At 64.5% G+C, this 16,227-nt stretch carries 14 protein-coding genes; 8 read left to right on the top strand and 6 right to left on the bottom strand.

Going from position 1 to position 16,227, the window contains the following annotated elements; translation table 11 throughout:
• Positions 1 to 281 precede the first annotated feature (281 nt).
• Complete coding sequence (locus tag A7D17_RS15750; protein ID WP_204377365.1) at positions 282 to 1,388, top strand: TerD family protein; 1,107 nt, start codon at positions 282 to 284, stop codon at positions 1,386 to 1,388.
• A gap of 349 nt (positions 1,389 to 1,737) precedes the next feature.
• On the opposite strand, the gene A7D17_RS15745 is transcribed toward A7D17_RS15750, so the two are convergent.
• From A7D17_RS15745 to A7D17_RS24940, 3 genes are read right to left on the bottom strand one after another with little or no spacing between them, the layout of a single operon-like run.
• The gene (locus A7D17_RS15745) at positions 1,738 to 3,192 is read right to left on the bottom strand and encodes a J domain-containing protein (RefSeq protein ID WP_153041973.1); all 1,455 of its coding nucleotides are present in this window, start codon (positions 3,190 to 3,192) and stop codon (positions 1,738 to 1,740) included.
• Positions 3,189 to 4,880, bottom strand: a complete 1,692-nt coding sequence (locus A7D17_RS15740; protein WP_064509954.1) for a molecular chaperone HscC — start codon at positions 4,878 to 4,880, stop codon at positions 3,189 to 3,191. The genes A7D17_RS15745 and A7D17_RS15740 overlap by 4 nt, the downstream gene beginning before the upstream one ends.
• A gap of 35 nt (positions 4,881 to 4,915) precedes the next feature.
• Positions 4,916 to 6,694, bottom strand: a complete 1,779-nt coding sequence (locus A7D17_RS24940; RefSeq protein ID WP_239692225.1) for a J domain-containing protein — start codon at positions 6,692 to 6,694, stop codon at positions 4,916 to 4,918.
• A 235-nt stretch (positions 6,695 to 6,929) separates the two neighbouring features.
• On the opposite strand from A7D17_RS24940, the gene A7D17_RS15730 reads away from it, so the two are divergent.
• From A7D17_RS15730 to A7D17_RS15720, 3 genes are read left to right on the top strand one after another with little or no spacing between them, the layout of a single operon-like run.
• Positions 6,930 to 7,358 carry a hypothetical protein gene (locus tag A7D17_RS15730; RefSeq protein ID WP_064509952.1) on the top strand — a complete coding sequence of 143 codons (429 nt, stop codon included), beginning with the start codon at positions 6,930 to 6,932 and terminating at the stop codon, positions 7,356 to 7,358.
• A gap of 10 nt (positions 7,359 to 7,368) precedes the next feature.
• Positions 7,369 to 7,818, top strand: a complete 450-nt coding sequence (locus tag A7D17_RS15725; protein ID WP_064509951.1) for a hypothetical protein — start codon at positions 7,369 to 7,371, stop codon at positions 7,816 to 7,818.
• The gene (locus A7D17_RS15720; protein ID WP_006449106.1) at positions 7,799 to 8,026 is read left to right on the top strand and encodes a hypothetical protein; all 228 of its coding nucleotides are present in this window, start codon (positions 7,799 to 7,801) and stop codon (positions 8,024 to 8,026) included. Before A7D17_RS15725 ends, A7D17_RS15720 begins: the two co-directional genes overlap by 20 nt.
• Before the next feature lie 155 nt (positions 8,027 to 8,181).
• Here A7D17_RS15720 and A7D17_RS15715 read toward each other — a convergent pair whose 3' ends face one another.
• On the bottom strand, positions 8,182 to 9,912 hold the full coding sequence (locus A7D17_RS15715) for an outer membrane protein assembly factor BamB family protein (protein ID WP_064509950.1): 1,731 nt from the start codon (positions 9,910 to 9,912) through the stop codon (positions 8,182 to 8,184).
• 532 nt (positions 9,913 to 10,444) lie between these two features.
• Here A7D17_RS15715 and A7D17_RS15710 point away from each other — a divergent pair.
• Entirely contained in the window at positions 10,445 to 10,792 is a 348-nt protein-coding gene (locus A7D17_RS15710; RefSeq protein ID WP_064509949.1) for a putative signal transducing protein, read from the top strand.
• On the opposite strand, the gene A7D17_RS15705 is transcribed toward A7D17_RS15710, so the two are convergent.
• Positions 10,789 to 11,376: a gluconokinase gene (locus tag A7D17_RS15705; RefSeq protein ID WP_064509948.1), complete on the bottom strand. Its 588-nt coding sequence runs from the start codon at positions 11,374 to 11,376 to the stop codon at positions 10,789 to 10,791. The genes A7D17_RS15710 and A7D17_RS15705 overlap by 4 nt on opposite strands.
• 157 nt (positions 11,377 to 11,533) lie before the next feature.
• On the opposite strand from A7D17_RS15705, the gene A7D17_RS15700 reads away from it, so the two are divergent.
• Positions 11,534 to 12,916 (top strand): MFS transporter, encoded by a 1,383-nt coding sequence (locus A7D17_RS15700; protein WP_064509947.1) that lies wholly within the window; start codon positions 11,534 to 11,536, stop codon positions 12,914 to 12,916.
• A gap of 2 nt (positions 12,917 to 12,918) precedes the next feature.
• Positions 12,919 to 15,318, top strand: coding sequence for a GH36-type glycosyl hydrolase domain-containing protein (locus A7D17_RS15695; protein ID WP_064509946.1), 2,400 nt, complete (start codon positions 12,919 to 12,921; stop codon positions 15,316 to 15,318).
• 267 nt (positions 15,319 to 15,585) lie between these two features.
• Here A7D17_RS15695 and A7D17_RS24935 read toward each other — a convergent pair whose 3' ends face one another.
• A complete protein-coding gene (locus A7D17_RS24935; protein ID WP_239692227.1) occupies positions 15,586 to 15,837 on the bottom strand; it encodes a hypothetical protein in 252 nt (83 codons plus the stop codon).
• A 170-nt stretch (positions 15,838 to 16,007) separates the two neighbouring features.
• Here A7D17_RS24935 and A7D17_RS23070 point away from each other — a divergent pair.
• A partial coding sequence (locus A7D17_RS23070; RefSeq protein WP_153041972.1) for a leucine zipper domain-containing protein occupies positions 16,008 to 16,227 on the top strand: 220 nt, incomplete at its 3' end.

The raw sequence follows: 16,227 nt of genomic DNA, 5'->3' as shown, positions 1-16,227 counted from the left end.
CAGCCGCGTATTCGCGCCCGCACGAGTGGATGCGGTACGCGTTGCCGCCGACAGGCATCACACCAGACCTCGTGTGCCGTTGCCTGTCGACCTGACGAAGCAGGACCGCCACGGGACGGCATGGGATGCTCCGGCAATGGCTGCCTTGCCCCGGCCAGGACCGTTTCGGGCCATGCCGGATTGGCTATCATGCGAAAGACCCGGTGAGTGCATGCGTGCCTGGATTGCAGTCCGGTCCGGCATTGCCCTTGCTCCGGTCGTCCCTATGCTCAAGGAATAGCATGACTCAGGTTTTACGTGCCGGTGAAAATACCCAGCTACCTGCCGCGGCAGGCGAAATTGTCATTTCCCACCAAAGTGCTGCCAACCTCGACATCAATCTCACGGCGTTTCTTGTCGATGAGAGCGGCAAGATTTCCAAAGACAGCGACATGGTCTTTTTCAACGCCGACCGGCATCCTTCCGGAGCCGCAACCTATCAATTGCCGGTGCAATCCGGTGCGTCCATCCAGCATCGGCTTTTGTTTGATCTTGCGCTGCTGCCGCCGGGAATCGCACGCATTGCAGTGACACTCAGCGAGGATGGCAGCAGCGCAGGCTTTGCATCGGTAGAGCAGCTTGTCGCGAAGGTTACGGTCAACGGCAACGTCTTCGAGTTAATGCCGGCCACATTCGCAGCCGAGAAAGGCATCATCGTCCTGGAGATGTACCTGCGCAATGGCCAAGCCAAAGTGCGCTCGGTGTGGCAGGGCTTTGCCTCAGGTCTGAAGGGGCTATGCGATCACTATGGCGTCAGCGTCAGCGATGAACCTGCAACTGCCGCCCCCGCCCCCGCTCCGGTGTCAGTTGCCAAGGTGACGTTGAGCAAGAGCGACCAATCCCATCGCATTTCGCTTGCAAAGGGGCCAAGCCGTCCAGAGAAAATCGTGGTAAAGGCCACCTGGATCGATAATGGCGACGGCCTGGATAACGATGATCTGGATCTGCGGGTTGGCATCCTGTATCCGGATGGCCGCATGGGCATCATCCAGGCACCCGATAAGGCCGGATCCCTGTTGTCGGCGCCGTATGTGTTTCATACCGGAGATGTGGTGAGCGCGAGTGTGTCCGCTCCCGGCACCGAGAAGGTTGAAGTCAACCCGGACATTTCCAAGAAGTTGGGCGGCAAGGTCGGGCTGGTCTTCAGCGTTTATTCTGCAATTTCCAACGGTGCCGTGTCGGTCGCTTCGCTCAAGCCGCAAATGCGTATCGAGTATGGCCAGCACGTCGTGGAGTGCGTATGCCTTCGAGCACGACGAGGATTACGGGATTTACACCTATGTCATCGGCTTGATCGATATCGATGGCGACACGATCGATATCCGTCCCGCCGGCGTGACCTCCGATGATGGCAGCGAAGAAACGCCCTGGCTTTCGCGCAAGCTCGATTGCCTGGTTCTCAGCATGGATGGTCCTCCGGTGTTCAAGGGACAGCCGCCCAGCAAATGGGGCAAGAAACGCTACGTGTGAGAGGTTCGGGCATCGTCAGAGGTGGCGCTTGAGCAAAGCGCAATGCGTACGTCCAAAGATGCATTGCCAACCCTGCGTCGAACGGCGCACCAGCTGACCACTCTTCATCAGCAACATCGCTCGTTCCTTGGCGATGTTGCCGAGCGAAGCCGCGACGGGACGGGCCGCTGAGCACATGTAATTTGCTCTGGAAGCGACAGGAGTCAGTGCCGTGACCCGTCTCCGTGCTTACCCAGCGCGCCAGGTCCGGGCAATGGTTTGGCGGTGCTTGATCGTGTCCATGATCCACAAAACCAATGCGCCGAGGGCGGCGACTTCACTGAAGACGAAAATGACCGCCCCCATTTTGAATATCGGCAACAACAGCAGAAGGCTCCAGCCCTTGAGCTCGAACGCAAGGCGGGCCCGTTGCATGTAGCGGCGCACGGCAAGTATCAGCCCAGGTATCAAGACAATGCTGCCCAGGATGCGTTGGCCGCCCAGATGGATCAGCAGCATGCCAAGGCATACCAGCAGAGGAATGAAGGCCAGTCGCCAGAAGATGGCCTGTCGACTGGATCGCATATTTTCGTCCTGCGACTGCCAGCCTATCAGCGCAGCGAAACCAAACCAGCTCAACCAGGCGAAGACGGTGGCTATCGCCAGACCAAGCGAGAGATTGACCGCGTCCATCCGTCCGCTGGACAGGGTGAGCAGCAGGGTGAGCAGACCGATCGCCGTGCCTACCAGCGCACTACGTGCCAGTCCGACCAGCAGGCGCGGAAGGTTGGCGTGTCCGGCTTGGTCCAATGCCGACCAGAACGCCACACGTCGCAGGTTGAACTGCGCAGGCAGCGGTTCGCGTGGATGACCGAAAGCTGCAAGGAGCTGCAGCACCTTGGCGACCTTGCTGGGCAAGAGCGCGGCACCCAACAGCCGGCTCCAGGAAAAGGCGCCTTGCAGCTGACCGACCAGGGAGCGCGCCTGGCCGGTGGAGGACGCCAGTCGCATGCGCTGGATCAGGTGCCAGTGCAGGGTCTGCTCGCCCGCCGGCTCCAGCAACCAGTGCTTGTGCATGCGCTGGCGCAGCTCGCCGAGCGCCAGCGCATCGACCTCGCTCCCCACTTGGTCCCAGTCGAAACAGCGGACCAGCAGCGTACAGTTGTCTTCGTGCATGCCGGGACGGGACTGGAACAAGCGGTTGGCGAGTGCATGACCGATGAGCGGCTTGTGTTGAAGCGACCACAACGCTGGCTGCGCCTGCAGCCAGCTCGCCAGTGCGGCTGGCGTCAGGATGCAGGCCTGGACCAGGATGTCGTGGACGGTGGCGGTGATGTCGACCGGTGCCGGCGGAGCGATGACGTCGACGTGATCGGGAGTTTGCCTAGCCGCCGGCCTTGCTGCCATGTCGTCGCCGGCCGGATTCGCAGGCGCGGTTTTGGGTATGGGCGGGTCGATCACCCACTCGACCGCAATCGGCGACGATGAAACATCGTCATCACCATGCAGCGATGCGGCCGCGTCCAGGCGTGAGGTCCGTGCGCGTCGCCAGGCCAGCGCAGCCTGATACGCCTCATGCAGTCGCTGAAAGCCTTGCGGATCCTCATCCGGGCGAGTCACTTTCAGGCGTGCTGCGTAGGCCCGCTTGATGGCGCGCTCATCTACATCCTTGTCCAACCCCAGCGCGTCCAACGCCCAACTCACGCGCGTGCTTCCAGTTCGTCCAGTGCCTGCGCAAGTTCATCGCGGTGGCGTTCGATGTGTCGCAGATCCTGGCTCTCAAGCACTTCCCGAAACTGCACGATCCACTGCTGCACCAGATGGCGCGCGTCGATATATTCCTCATAGACGCGCTCGGTACGTGCCATCAGTGCGATATTTTGCTGCTGGTCGCGTGGATGTATCTTGAGAGCCTCCAGGGCCTGCAGCCGGCGCGCGATTTCATCACGATCAAGCAGCCCGGGGTTCTGTTCCAGCACCAGTTCGTGGCGCCTGCCGGTGGCATCCTCGATCACCTCGACTTGCAGCAGCCCATCGACATCATAGGTAAAGCGGGTGAGCACGCCTTGCTCGCTGCGTGCGCGCCTGGGGTCCAGGGGGACGCGTATTTCACCGAGCTTGATGTTCTTTTCCACCATGGGGTTTTCACCCTGGTAGACATCGATGATGACCTGGCTCTGCTGCTCGTTGATCGGGTAGAAGCGGTCCTCGCGGCTCACCGGTACCACGCTGTTGCGCGGGATGATGGGATGGAAGTAACCGGAGCGCACCTGGCCGTCGTTGCTGTGACGTGCGATTTGCGTGCCGAGCGTGTATGGGCAGACATCGGTGAGCACCACTTCGCGCAGGCTCTCGTCGCGGCTTTTCAGGCCGGCGGCAACGACCGCGCCCAACGCGATGGCATGATCCGGATTGACGTGACGCAGCGGTAGCCGGCCAAGCATGCGGGTGGCCAGGCGGCTGATCATCGGCATGCGCACTGCGCCGCCAACCAGCACGATATCGTCCAGCTCCGACGGTTTGAGCTTGGCATCGCGCAAGGCGCGCTCGATCGGAGTGCGCATCCGCTGCAACAGCGGCTCGGCCAGCTGCGCAAAGCGCGCTTCGTCGATCTCCCAGGCATAGCTCTGTCCAGCCATGCTCGGGTTGATGGCACCTTGCGCCTGCGTACTCAGCTCGCGCTTGAGCTGTTCCAGCCGGCGGCGCAGCTGCGCGCTGTCGCCAGGCGCAAGCTTGGCGGCATCGAGGCGATGCTCGGCACAGAAGCCTTCCACCAGGACCTCGAGAAAATCCTCGCCGCCGAGAAAATTGTCGCCGGCACTGGCGTGCACTTCGACCACGCCATCGAACATTTCCAGCAGCGACACATCGAACGTGCCGCCGCCCAGGTCTAGCACCAACACCCGGCCTTCGCCGCCACGTTCCTGCAGCCCGTAGGCCAGCGCGGCAGCCGTGGGCTCGTTGATCAGCCGTTCCACGCGAATACCCGCCAGTTCACCGGCCACACGCGTGGCTTTGCGCTGCGCATCGGAAAAGTACGCCGGCACGCTGATGACCGCTTCTTCGATCTTGCTGCCTAGCGCCGCTTCGGCGTCGGCGATCAACGAGCGCAGGATCAGCGCCGATAATTCTTCGGGACGAAAGCTGCGCTCACCCAGCTTGGTCTCGCGCGGGCTCCCCATCCAACGTTTGAACGCCGCCACGCTGTGCTTTGGATGCGTTACCAGACGCTCCCGGGCGGATTGGCCCACTAACAGGCTGCCGTCATCGCCGATGCTGATCACCGACGGTGTCAGCAGACTGCCGTGCGGATTGGTGAACAACCGACCACCCTCGGCATCGTGCACGCCGATCAGCGAGTGTGTGGTGCCGAGGTCGATACCTACGATCATGAGCAGATCCCTTGTGTCCCTTCAGTTGCAGAAGTCTATTGGCCGCCTTGCAGGCGGCGGTGCTGTGCGTCCTGGATCAACGAAACCACCCAGAGCAGCAGAGCGAACACCGTGCCGAACCAGGCCCCGGCTTGCGTCACCATCAGGATCGGCGTGCCAAGGCCGACGAACGTGAGCATGGGCATGACCGCGGAGCGTGAATCAGGGTCCATGCGTCCAGTGAGGCGAAAAATAGCGATGTACGCAAGCGCTGCGCTGCTGGCAGCTCCCGAAGCACCACTGCGCATCACTGCCAGAATAACTGCGCTGGTGACCGGTATCGCCCAGCGATGCGCGACACGCTTGCCTTCGCTCGAGAATGCGGTGCATGCCTGCCAGCGTGCTGCCATCTGGACCATCACCAGCGCACTCCAGATCATGAGGCCCGCTCCCAGGGTGGGGAATACCCAGGCGCTGGCGGCGATACCGGCAATCGGAAGCATCAGGGTCGCGCCGACGGCGAGCAGGACGGCGACTGCCAGTCCGCGTCCGATGCCGACCGCCAACTGCCAGCCGTGCGGGCGACGCCGATTGCCGAGCTGTTTCCAGAAACGCACGTGTTGTGGTTGCAGCGCTGTGGGCAAACCATCCGGGAACCAATGGTTGATGATCCCGCAGAAACGGTACATCCATGCCGGCCGCATCGGCAGCAGGGCGGACAGCAAGCACGCCCGCCAAGAGGGTGGCCCGACCACGCGCGCCCTCAGCGCCGCGGCCCATTGCGGCGTCATATGTCGCCAGTGGGATGCCTCCAGTTCTTGGGCCAGCACGGCTGCGTCTCCGCCAGGCGACAGTGCGGCTAGCCGTCGCCGACTACGTCCCTGCACCTGCGCCACCTTGCGCGCATCGTGCAGCCACGCGCGATCATGGCGATTGTGATCGAGCTGACTCCAGCACAGGGCCCTCGATAGCGCGTCGATCGCCTTCAATTGCAACGTTGCCTGCCGCTCGCGCAGTGCGCGCAGGACAAGCGTACCGATCGCGCCACGCTCTTCGTCGGGCAGCACGGTGACTCGGTGTTCCATCCAGTGCGCCAGAAAATCCGGCGACTGCCCCAGCACGATGGCCATCACTCGGCCCGCCCAGAGCGCATGACCCAGGTCGCTGTCCTCGTCGTCGGAGAAGCAGGCAATGAAGGCATCGAATGTGGCGTCCGAGAGCGCAACGCCGTCGTGTGCGATGCGGCTGGCGATGGCGTAGCCAATGCGTGGGCGCAGCTCCAGGGACCAGGTTTCGGGCAGGGCACGCAACCAGGCACTGAAGTCTGCCGCTGACAGTGAGTCCGCCGCAGCAAGGATACGCGTGACGCCGTCCTGCACGTACGCATTGTCCTGCCACCTTGCCAGTTCGGCCTTCAGGATCGGATCCTGTATGACCTCGGCCCGTGGCTGGCGCCTGCTACGTGCTTCCTCGGCCGGTGGCGCTGCGCCTGCGTGCGCCGCTTCGGGCATGTGGGCATCAATGTCTTCGGCTGTCCCCTCTATCGCCTCGGCCCACGGCTGGCGCCTGGTGCGTACTTCTTCGGTCAGCGACGCGACACCTGCGTTGACCCCTACAGGCCTGCCGGCATCAACCTCTTCGGCGCTTGCCTCGGCGTGCGAGCGCGTGATTGCCGCTGCCCACGCCAGTGCGGCCTGGTAGGTCTCGTGCAGTTGCTGGAACGCGGCGGGGTCGTCGTCGGGACGTGTTGTCTTCAGGCGCACAGCGTAGGCGCGCTTGATCGCACGTGCGTCCGCGTCGTGTGTCAGTCCAAGCGCCTCGACAGCCCAGCTCACCGGCACGGCTCTGCGTGATCGCTACCTTGTCTGCGTTCCATCCCAGGCCTGCTCCTAGTATCCGGTGCCGGGTTATCGGCCCCAACCGGTGGAACTTGATTACCAACGCGATGCGTGCTGCCCAGCGGCGCCATTACACAGTCTTTACGCCGGCGCTGGCGCGCACGGATAGCGCCTTTATGGCGCCCGCCCCTACCTTGGCACTCCCGCACGATGGTGCGTTGAGCCAAACACGATGTGTATCCTGATTTTGCGAGGTCCTCAGGCCGATCCGGCGCGGTTGGTGCCGGTGCAGTTGCCTGAGTGTGCCGGGCGTGCGTTGCGCACGCTGGCGTGTGCCGATGTGGATAGCTTGATTGCCGAGCTGCATGCGGCCGGTGGCGATGCCGAGGTGGAACTGGTGTTGCTGGACTCGGGCGATCTGCCCTTGTCCGAGCGTAGCTGCGCCAGGGCCTTGCGTGCGGCGGTGGATGCGTTGCCCACGCCGTACATCGAGCTGCATGCCGATGCGGCGCAGGAACTGGAGCCGTGGCTGCATCCGCAGCATGCGCCGTTGGCGGTGGTAATTGCGCCGCACGATGCGCCGCGTGCCTATGCGATGTCGCTGGGCATTGCCGCGCGTTGTCTGCCGTCGTTGCACGCGCCGTTGCGCGTGGCTGCCTGAGGACGCCGGCATGTCGATCATGATCGTACGCGGGCCGGAAGCATCGTCGCCGCTGGTGCGTGGGCCGCAGCCGTTGCCGCGGGCCGTGATCCGGCAGCTGGTGCAGTGTGCCGGCGACGCGGGCAAGACGGTGGCCTTGCGTGCCTGCGGGTCGGAGCAGGAGTTGCTGGATGCCTTGCGCGTGGCCGGACAGGCGCGGATGGAAATTGCGTTGATCGATCCGGGCAGTTGCGTGGACAGCGTACGCCTGCACCGGGTGCTGGCGTCGTTGCGCTACCCCTACGTGGAGGCGCATGACGACAGCACCGACCGGCCGGAGCGCTGCCTGCCGGCGGGCCTGGGCGAGTGCATTGCGACGGTGCGCGGTTACTGCGCGCAGAGTTATCTGCTCGGGCTGGAAATCGCGTTGGAACATCTGGGCTGCACGGAGATCCAGGGCGATGTCCACGTCGGTACCTGAGCTGCGCCAGCTGCATTATTTCGCCGACTACGAAGGCTATTGCGATGGTCGACCGGTGCTGTGGGGGCAACTCGCCCATAGCGTGGAGGTGCCTGCCGACGGTGTGCTGGATGCCGCAGGACTGGTGTGCGCGTTGCGCCGTCGCGCGGCCGAGGCGCATGGGCTGGAAGCGGGGCAGATCCGGCTGTGCCAGGTCACGCGTTTGTAGCGGTCATGCCGCTACCGCAACGTGGCCGGCATCTGCGTCGGTGTGGCAGCCAGCACCGACACACGTTACGACCGCATACAACGACGCCACCCGAAGGTGGCGCCGTCGTTTTGCTATCACTGCGCGTTACTCAACGCAGAGCATGCGGTCACCGCTTACTTGGCCGCACCACTCTCGGGCACGAACTTGATCAGCTGGTTGCTGGTCGCTGCAGTACCGAAGTTGAAGCGGCCGTAGCCGGCGCCCCAATACAACGCACCATTGACCACGGCCGGCGAGCTGATGACCGAGCCGGTGGCGTCGTAGTTCCACAGCGTGGCGCCGGTGTCGGTGTCGAGGGCGACCATGTTGCCGGCCATCGAACCGGCGTACAGCAGGTTCGGCGACACCGTCAGCGAGCCCTGGCCGCCGGCCGGTACGTTCGGATTCACGCGGTTGATGCCGGGCACCTTGACCTGCCACTTGATCTTGCCGGTTGCGGCATCCAGCGCTGCCCACGAGCCGCCATTGTGGCTGACGGTGTTGGCCGGGCCCAGGGTGTAAGTGGCGTTGGAGCTGTTGTTGATGGCCACATAGACCTGCGACTTGTACGGGTCGAACGCGGTGCCCCATTCGACGCCGCCGGTGGTGCCGCCGGGGCCGACCTGGGTGGACCACACCTTGGCGCCGGTCCTGGCGTCGAAGGCCCAATAGATCCCGCTCTTCTGCCCTGCGCCGACCAACTGCTGCGGCTTGCCGTCACGCCACACGGTGAACAACTGCACGCCGGCACCACCGAAATCGTAATCGGGTCCGGTCAGGTTGGTTGCCTGCGTATTCGGGCACAGGCCGTTGGTGGGTGCGACGATGCACGACAGGTTCCAGGCGTCGTACCCCTGTGCGCGATTGGCCCAGGCCAGCTTGCCGGTATCCAGATTCAACGCCACCACCGAGTCGACGTAGTTATCCGGCGCCATGCAGTTCAGTTCGTCCTGCACGGTGAGTTCGCTACCGCGGTAGGAGCGCGCATTGGAGACGCAGTTGCCCACGCTCTGCGGAATGTTGTAGTTGTTGCCGGTGCCGAAATACAGGCGGCGGCTGATCGGGTCGATCGCCACCTGGCCCCACACCGAGGCGCCGGTATAGCCCTCGGGTACGTTGTAGAACTGCCACAGCTTCTTGCCGGTGTTCAGATCCAGCGCCACGACGCTGCCGCGGAAGCTGAAGGTATGGGTCGGGTCGAGATTGCCCCAGTCGCCGGAGGACACGGGCACGTAAATGCGGTTGCCGTAGATGACCGGCGAGGAGGTGATGCGCGCCTGCGGGTTGGCTTCGGCGGTGGTCTTCCACAGCAGCTTGCCGGTCTTCTTGTCGATCGCCAGCACGGTGCCTGCAGCCTGGTCGCCGACGATGATGCTCTTGGCGCTGATGGCCGGGGTGTTGCGCGTCACCGAGGCGGCGTTGCCGGTGTAGTCGGACAACTTGGCCTGCCAGTTCGGCTTGCCGGTCTGGGTATCGACGCTGTACAGGGTGCCGCCCCAGTCGGGCACGTACAGGGTGCCACCCTCCACGCTCGGCGTGGCCGAGATGTCGCCGGTGGTGGTCAGGGTCCAGGCCGGCTTGAGGCCTTTGACGGTGGTGCGATTGATCTTCCACTCACCCGGCGCGAAGCGCGCGTTGAAGTAACCGCCACCGGCGGTGGGCCAATTGGAGGGGCTCGCGAACGGGAGGTTGCTGCCGAAGGCGCTCCACACCTGGCCGGAGCGCGCGAACGCCTGGGCATCCAGGGAGGAAACCGACTGTTGTGCGGCAGCTGGGCTGGACTGGGCGAAAGCTACTGCGCTGGCAAGCAGGCAGGGAAGGAGCGTCAAACTGCGTAACCGCAAGCGGCGATTGGAGTTGGTCATCACGGCGTATCCATTGATGGAAGGAAGCGCTGGATCCCCCCGGATCTGCGTGGTGAAGATCGCCGATCACCGCGCCCCTGCAACAGTGGTGCGGACCTGCATTTAGATAGCGGTCGGGTCTGCCTGGATCTGGTATGACCAAGTCGAAAAATTTGCGTTCAGCGTGTGCGTTAATCGCGCAAATGGTGATGATCCATCACTATTTCGCGGATCTGCGATAGAAAAAATCATTCAGGACGGCAACGTCGAATTGGCAGGAAAATCATCGGTTTGCAAAAAGTAACCAGGACATCTTGCGCCACCTTGTTTAGCGGTCTGTGGACTGCGGACGGCCACGCCTGTGCGTGGCGTGGCATGCAACGTGCGGCGCGGCCATGGATGGAACGCGTGTGATCCTGGCGAACGCGCGTTGTGCCGGCTGTATGCGTGTCGGGCCTTCACCGGCATCGCCAGCGTGTGAGCGGGCGGCTTGACGCCAAATAGCGTGCGCCCGCCGCTAAGATGTCGGCGTCCGATGGCGCACGGAGCCCGCATGTCGACATGGCTGACGCTGGTGTCTTACGACAATGCCCTGCAGGCAAGACTGGTGGCCGGACGTCTGCAGGCCGAAGGCATCGCGGTCTATCTGGCCGACGAACAGCAATGCCTTGCGCAGTGGTATCTGTGCCAGGCACTGGGTGGGATCAAGGTTCGCGTGGAGGCAACGCACTGGGCGCAGGCCCGTGCCGTGCTGGCCGACCTGGAAGCCGGCGCACACGCCTTGCCCGACGGTGCTGACGAGGCGCCGTTGCCGCATGCACGCCACGACACGCTATCGGCGCGCCTTGCGTTGGTGGTGGTGAGCGTCCTGGCGATTCCGCTGCCATGGCGGCGCCGCTAGGGCGCGCTGGGCAACGAAGGTGTGCCGGCGTTGGCGGCTGCGGTGTCGATGAGCGCTAGTTGTGCGATCGCGTCGTGCACCACCTCCGGCACGCTGGCGTCCACGTCCACCGACACCACGTCTGCTTCGTCCAGCGGCAGTTCCAGCGTCTGCAGCTGGCTGTCAAGCAGGCTCGGGGGCATGAAGTGGCCGGCGCGCGCACCCAGGCGCGCGGCGATGACGTGCGGTGCGGCATGCAGGAACACGAAGCGCATCGGCACGCCGCTGCTGCGCAGCAATTGGCGATGCGTGTGGCGCAATCCGGAGAACGCCAGCACCACCGATTCGCCGGCCTGCACGCACTCGCGCAGGGTGGCCGACAGCAGTTCCACCCACGGCACCCGCATGGCGTCGGTGAGCGGCTGGCCGGCGGCCATCTGCGCGCGCGCAGCCACGCTGTGATAGTCGTCGGCATCCAGGAAACGGAAGCCGTAGTGTGCGGCCAGTGCCTGCGCGATGGTGGTCTTGCCGCTGCCCGACACGCCCATCACGACGATGGCCAAGGGGGAAGCGAACGCGGGCGTGGTGGGGACGGCGGTGTCCATCACGTCAGGTTATATCTCCGGATCGATTCGGCATTTGAGCGGATTTCACGTTGGCGGCAGCCGATGCGTGGTGTAGCGTCGGCGCTCCTTGCCAGGTGAGCGGGCGCCCAGCGTAACGGCGTGACCGGCCGGGTACAACGCATCCGAAGGTCACCTGATGACGTCAACACCCGCACCGTCTCCTGCATCGGCGCGCCTGCGCTGGCGCGAAAAGCTGGGCTACGGCGCCGGCGATCTGGGCCTGAATCTGTACTGGGCCAACATCTCCGCGTTCCTGCTGATCTTCTATACCGACACCATGCATCTACCGGCCGCGGCCGTGGGCACGATGATCCTGCTGACCAAGATCGCCGATGCGATCGCGGACCCGGCCATGGGCGCCATCGCCGACCGTACCCGCAGTCGCTGGGGCAAGTTCCGCCCGTATCTGCTGTGGGGTGCGGTGCCGATGGCGGTGACGGGAGTGGTGGCCTACACCACCCCGGACCTGGATCAGAACGGGCGCATGTGGTGGGCCACGATCAGCTTCCTGGTGATGATGCTGGCCTACACCGTGGTGAGCATTCCGTACTCGGCGCTGTCGGGCGTGATCACCGCCGACAGCAAGCAGCGTACCGGTCTGATCAGCCTGCGTTTCATCGGCGCGTTTGCAGGCACCACGCTGGTCAATTACTTCACGATGGATCTGGTGCGCTGGTTCGGCGGCGGCAACGATGCGCTGGGATGGCAGCGCACGATGATGCTGTACGGCGCCATTGCGGTGGCGCTGTTCGTCAGCGTGGCATTGACCACGCGCGAGCGCGTGCAGCCACCGCCGCAACAGCGCACGCCGGTTGGCCGGGACATCGCCGATCTGCTGCAGAACAAGCCCTGGTGCGTGCTGTTCGTGCTGTCGCTGATCATCATGATCACCATCACCATGCGCGGTGGTGCAGGCGTGTATTACCTCAAGTACTACGTGCAACGTCCGGATCTGGTCGGCTTGTTCCTGGGCTGCTATTCGGTAGCGCTGGGTGTCGGCGCGGCAATCACGCCGCTGCTGACCCGGCACTGGGACAAGCGCCAGCTGATGTGCGGGCTGATGGTGATCGTCGGCCTGTTGAGCTGTGCGATGTTCTTCGTGCCGGCCGATGCGGTGTGGGCCATCTTTGCGTTGAACATGCTGATCGGCCTGGCACTGGGGCCGAAGTCGCCGCTGGCGTTTTCGATGTATGCCGACAGCGCCGATTACACCGAGTGGCGCACCGGCCGGCGTGCGACCGCGATGACCTTCGCGGCGGCGACCTTTTCGCAAAAACTTGGCGGCGCGCTCGCCTCGGCCGGCATTGCCTGGGTGCTGGCCGGCATGGGCTATGTCGCCAACAGTGCGCAGTCCAGCGGCTCGTTGACCGGCATCGTGCTGCTGCTGACGGTGATTCCCGGTGCGGTTGCCCTGCTGGCGGCATGGACCATGCGTTTTTATCCGCTGGACGACGCGTTGCTGCGTCGTATCCAGCATGAACTGGCTGCGCGCAAGCGCGACGAACAGGAGCACCTCTGACCGTGTCTGCAACGCCTCTTGCTGCTTCCGACGATCTGTCCACCTTGCTGGGGCCCAGCGCCGACGGCGCGCGCTACGCGCTGTACAGCCCCACCGCCATGCCCAACGCCGGCGGGTTCTTGTGGAACCGCCGCATGATGCTGCAGCTCACCTGCCGCGGTTACGCCACCGGCCAGTTCATGCAGCCGGAGCCATCGAAGTATGCGCATGCACCGATGCTGGAAGCGCGCAACTTCATGATGCCGGAGCAGCCGTATTACGCGCACCATCCCGGGCGTTTCTTCTATCTCAAGGACGAAGACAGCGGGGCGCTGTATTCGGTGCCACACGAACCGGTGCGCGCACCGCCGCAGGCGTTCGAATTCTCCGCCGGCAAGCACGATGTGCGGTGGCGCGTGTGCCATGACGACATCGTGGTGGAACTGTGCGTGGCCCTGCCCACCGACGATGCGGTGGAGCTGTGGGAATGCCGCGTGCATAACCAGTCCGGGCGCGCCCGCCGGCTCAGCCTGTATGCGTACTTCCCGGTCGGCTACATGTCGTGGATGCACCAGGCCGGCGGCTATGAGCCGGCGCTGGGCGGCATCGTCTGCCGCAGCGTGGCGCCGTACCAGAAGATCGACGACTATTTTCGCCAGCGCAATTTCAAGGACTGCACCTTCCTGCTGCACGAACAGCCGCCAGTCGCCTGGGAGGCGCAGCAACTGGCCTTCGAAGGCGAGGGCGGGCTGCATGCGCCGTCGGCGATCCAGGCCGAGCAGCTGGGCAACCACGAAGCGCATTACGAAACTCCTGCGGCTGCGCTGCAATATCGCCTGCAGCTGGAGCCGGATGCAGGCAGCGTGTACCGCTTCGCGTTCGGGCCGGCCAAGGACGATGCGGAGATCGCCGCGCTGCGCGCGCGCTATCTGTCCCAGGACGGTTTTGCTGCCGCTGCGCGCGACTACGCGCAGTACCTGCAGGGCGGGCGTGGCTGCGTGCAGATCGCCACGCCGGACCCGGCGCTGGACAACCTGGTCAACCACTGGCTGCCGCGGCAGGTGTTCTACCACGGTGACGTCAACCGCCTGACCACCGATCCGCAGACCCGCAATTATCTGCAGGACCACATGGGCATGGCCTATCTGCAGCCGGCCACCGCACGTGCGGCGTTGCTGCATGCCTTGTCGCAGCAGGAGCCCAGCGGCGCGATGCCGGACGGCATCCTGCTGGTGGAAGGCGCCGAGCTGAAGTACATCAACCAGGTGCCGCATACCGACCACTGCGTGTGGTTGCCGATGTTCCTGAGCGCGTACCTTGCCGAAACCGGCGATGCCAGCATCCTGGATGCGATCGTGCAGACCCATGACGGGCAGCGCCTGAGTGTGGCCGAGCGGCTGGATGCGGCGATGCAGTGGCTGCTGGATGCACGCGACGCACGCGGCCTGAGTTTTATCGCGCAAGGCGACTGGAACGACCCGATGAACATGGTTGGCTGGCGCGGCAAGGGCGTGTCCGGCTGGCTCACCGTGGCCACCGCCTATGCGCTGCGGCTGTGGTCGGACATTTGCACTGCGCACGGCCGCAGCGTGCAGGCACAGACCTTCGGCGAAGCGGTCAGCACCGTCAACGCCGATGCCAACCGCGAGCTGTGGGACGGCAACTGGTATGCGCGCGGCATCACCGACGACGGCGTGCGGTTCGGTATCGCCGATGATGTGGAAGGTCGCATCTACCTCAACCCGCAGAGCTTCGCGTTGCTCGCCGGCACGGCCGATGCGCAGCAACGCGCAGCGCTGTTGGAGGCGGTGCGTGAGCAGCTGCACACGCCGTACGGCCCGGTGATGCTGGCGCCGGCGTATACGCACATGCGCGACGACGTGGGCCGGTTGACCCAGAAGTGGCCGGGCGCGGCGGAGAACGGCGCGGTGTACAACCATGCGGCCGCGTTCTATCTGTATAGCCTCTACCAGATCGGCGAGTCCGACCGCGCCTGGGAGATCCTGCGCGCGCTGTTGCCCGGCCCGACCCGCGAGGACGTGCTGCAGCGCGGTCATCTGCCGGTGTCGCTGCCCAACTACTACCGTGGTGCATGGCATCAATACCCGCGCACCGCCGGGCGCTCGAGCCAGCTGTTCAACACCGGCACGGTGGCCTGGGTCTATCGCTGCGTGCTGGAGGGCTTGTTTGGCCTGGTCGGCGAGGGCGATGCGCTGGCGATCCGCCCGCAGCTGCCGTCGCACTGGCCGCAGGCGCAGGTGACGCGCCAGTTCCGCGGTGCGCAGTTCGAGGTGCAGCTGCAGCGCGAGGCCGGACGCGTGGCGATGGAGGTGCTGGTGGATGGCGTGGTCTGCGCCGACCAGCGGGTGCACGACATCACCGCCGGCCAGGTGTATCGGGTGCAGGTGCGCCTGCCGGTTTGAGCGGCCCCCGGCCCTCACCCGCCCTTCGGGCACCCTCTCCCGCAGGCGGGAGAGGGGAGCCGGCCAACACCAGGTGGGCCGGTGCATCATCGGCCGATCGCGACGGTGATGCATCGCGACTGGCATTGCACAACCTTGCACGGTGATGGGGCAGACGTTACCTGCCGGAGATCTGAGTGGATGGGTCGGATATGCGACAGGCGAGCGTGACGTACCCCACTCGCTGCCTTCCCAGCGTGCGGGAGAAGGTCCCGACGCGGACGGGCATCACCCATTGCCAGATACCCGCCCGCTGGATGCCCGAACCAGGAAGCCGGCCTTGAGCTTGTCCAGCGTGGCGAAGCTGGTACCGGCATCGTTGGCCTCGTGGCCGAGCACACGGTCCAGCTCCAGCGGGTGGCCCACCGACTCGTGGATGGTGAGCCAGGTATGCGAAGGACTCAGCACCAGGTCGTGGATGGTGAGCCAGGTATGCGAGGGGTCCAGCACCAGGTCGTATGGGCTGCGCGACAGGTGCATGGCAATCACCACAACCGCACTGCCTTCTTCCCGCGAGCGGAAAGGGTCCCGAGGGGTGGGCCAACACCGCCAGATGCCGCCGCTAGGTGTGATCTCTCAGTAGGTTGTTCATCCGGGGCATCTCTGGAAGATGGGGGTTATCAAGCCAACCCAGCCCCCAGGAGCCCCGAATGAACCTGCATAAACATGCCCGTTTGAGCCCTCGCGGTCGAGCCCTGCTTGTGGATCGCATCCTTGTTCAGGGGTTGCGTGTGGAAGAAGCGGCGCATGCGGCCGGTGTCAGCGTCCGAACGGCCTACAAATGGCTCAAGCGCTTTAAGGAAGAGGGGGAAGAAGGGTTGACTGACCGTACCTCCCGGCCTCACAAGTGCCCCCATGCCACGCCTAAGC

This window comes from Xanthomonas floridensis, assembly GCF_001642575.1.
GTDB lineage: Bacteria > Pseudomonadota > Gammaproteobacteria > Xanthomonadales > Xanthomonadaceae > Xanthomonas > Xanthomonas floridensis.
This window is presented reverse-complemented; position numbering and strand designations above follow the sequence as displayed.